General features: G+C 53.8%; 1 tRNA gene and 2 rRNA genes (1 of these 3 cut by a window edge). All 3 read right to left on the reverse strand.

The features are described from left to right. Nucleotide 1: 1 nt before the first annotated feature. Nucleotides 2–78 (reverse strand) — tRNA-Met (locus JDO7802_RS00345). 95 nt (nt 79–173) lie between these two features. Then, nucleotides 174–288, reverse strand: a 5S ribosomal RNA gene (rrf, locus tag JDO7802_RS00350). Nucleotides 289–413: 125 nt separating this feature from the next. Continuing rightward, nucleotides 414–2,500, reverse strand: a 23S ribosomal RNA gene (locus JDO7802_RS00355); it runs 745 nt beyond the window's last position.

Genomic DNA, 2,500 nt, shown 5'->3' on the forward strand with positions numbered 1-2,500 from the left:
TTGGTTGCGGGAGTAGGATTTGAACCTACGACCTTCAGGTTATGAGCCTGACGAGCTACCGAGCTGCTCCATCCCGCGCCATTGGTCCTTTTTGAGGACCGGCTCCTTCCGGGTCGTCTTGGACTGGAAGGATAAGTGTCATCGTTTCGAGAGATAATCGACGGGCTTACTAGGTTTGGCGGTGACCTACTCTCCCACGCCTTAAGACGCAGTACCATCGGCGCTACAGCACTTAACTGCCGGGTTCGGGATGGGACCGGGTGTTTTGCTTGCGCTATGACCACCAAACCGAGAAAGCTCGTCGATCCCCGGCCCTGCATGGGCCGGGGTTTCACATCGTTTTCCAAGTCAAGTACGCTGATTGTGTGCGTATGCTTTTGATTGATTTCACAGAAGCATGGCTTCTACTGGATCAAATCAAGCCTATCGGGCAATTAGTACCAGTCAACTGAACGCATTGCTGCGCTTACATCTCTGGCCTATCGACGTGGTGGTCTACCACGGCCCTCAGGGATATCTTGTTTTGAAGGGGGCTTCCCGCTTAGATGCCTTCAGCGGTTATCCTGTCCGATCATAGCTACCCAGCACTGCTATTGGCATAACAACTGGTCCACCAGTGGATCGTTCACCCCGGTCCTCTCGTACTAGGGGCAACTCTTCTCAAATATCCTACACCCACGGAAGATAGGGACCGAACTGTCTCACGACGTTCTAAACCCAGCTCACGTACCTCTTTAAACGGCGAACAGCCGTACCCTTGGGACCTGCTCCAGCCCCAGGATGAGATGAGCCGACATCGAGGTGCCAAACACTGCCGTCGATATGGACTCTTGGGCAGTATCAGCCTGTTATCCCCGGCGTACCTTTTATCCGTTGAGCGATGGCCCTCCCACTTGGGACCACCGGATCACTATGGCCGTCTTTCGACTCTGCTCGACTTGTCAGTCTCGCAGTCAGGCTGGCTTCTGCCATTGCACTCAACGATCGATGTCCGACCGATCTGAGCCAACCTTCGCGCGCCTCCGTTACTCTTTAGGAGGCGACCGCCCCAGTCAAACTACCCGCCACAGAGGGTCCCGGATCCGGATAACGGACCGCGGTTAGATATCAAGCGAAGCAAGGGTGGTATCTCAAGGGAGGCTCCACACAGACTGGCGTCCATGCTTCAAAGCCTACCACCTATCCTGCACATGCTTGACCTGATATCAGTCTGAAGCTGTAGTAAAGGTGCACGGGGTCTTTCCGTCTAACCGCGGGTAACCTGCATCTTGACAGGTAATTCAATTTCGCTGAGTCGATGTTGGAGACAGCGGGGAAGTCGTTACGCCATTCGTGCAGGTCGGAACTTACCCGACAAGGAATTTCGCTACCTTAGGACCGTTATAGTTACGGCCGCCGTTTACCTGGGCTTCAATTCAGAGCTTGCACTCCTCCTTTTAACCTTCAGGCACCGGGCAGGCGTCAGACCCTATACGTCGTCTTGCGACTTCGCAGAGCCCTGTGTTTTTAGTAAACAGTCGCCACCCCCTGGTTTGTGCCCCCAGCCAATACTTGCGTAGAAACTGGGCCTCCTTCTCGCGAACTTACGGAGGTATTTTGCCGAGTTCCTTCAACATCGTTCTCTCAAGCGCCTTGGTATTCTCTACCAGTCCACCTGTGTCGGTTTAGGGTACGATCTAATGAGAGGCTATTTCCAGGAACCCCTAAGCAGCCCATTCAATCCAATAAGGATGAACTACCTTCGGGATCCGTCACTTCTCTCTGGCCCAGGAATATTAACCTGGTTCCCATCGACTACGCCTTTCGGCCTCGCCTTAGGGGTCGGCTTACCCTGCTCAGATTAGCTTTAAGCAGGAACCCTTGGACTTTCGGCGACAGGGTCTCTCACCCTGTTTGTCGCTACTCATGTCATCATTCTCGCTAGTGATCTCTCCACCCGATGGCTCACGCCCGGGCTTCATCGAAAGTACCGCGTCTCCAAAGGCCCCGAAGGACCAAAAGAGACATGGAACTATGTCACACTACGCTCCGCTACCATGCACTATGTGCATCCTCAGCTTCGGCTCATGGCTTGAGCCCCGTTACATCTTCGCCGCAGGACAACTTGTTTAGACCAGTGAGCTGTTACGCTATCTTTAAAGGATGGCTGCTTCTAAGCCAACCTCCTGGTTGTTTTGGTCGTCCCACCTGCTTTCCCACTTAGCCATGAATTAGGGGCCTTAGCTGGAGGTCAGGGTTGTTTCCCTCTTCACGACGGACGTTAGCATTCGCCGTGTGTCTGCCATCTAGTACTCCCGGGTATTCGGAGTTTGGTTAGGATCAGTAAGCCTGTGGGGCCCCATTACCCATCCAGTGCTCTACCCCCCGGGGTATTCGGATGACGCTCTACCTAAATAGATTTCGCGGAGAACCAGCTATCTCCGAGTTTGATTGGCCTTTCACCCCTAGGCACAACTCATCCCGACCTTTTTCAACAGGTGTGGGTTCGGACCTCCAGTTA

It is taken from the genome of Jannaschia donghaensis, assembly GCF_001403795.1.
In the GTDB taxonomy this organism is placed as follows: domain Bacteria; phylum Pseudomonadota; class Alphaproteobacteria; order Rhodobacterales; family Rhodobacteraceae; genus Jannaschia; species Jannaschia donghaensis.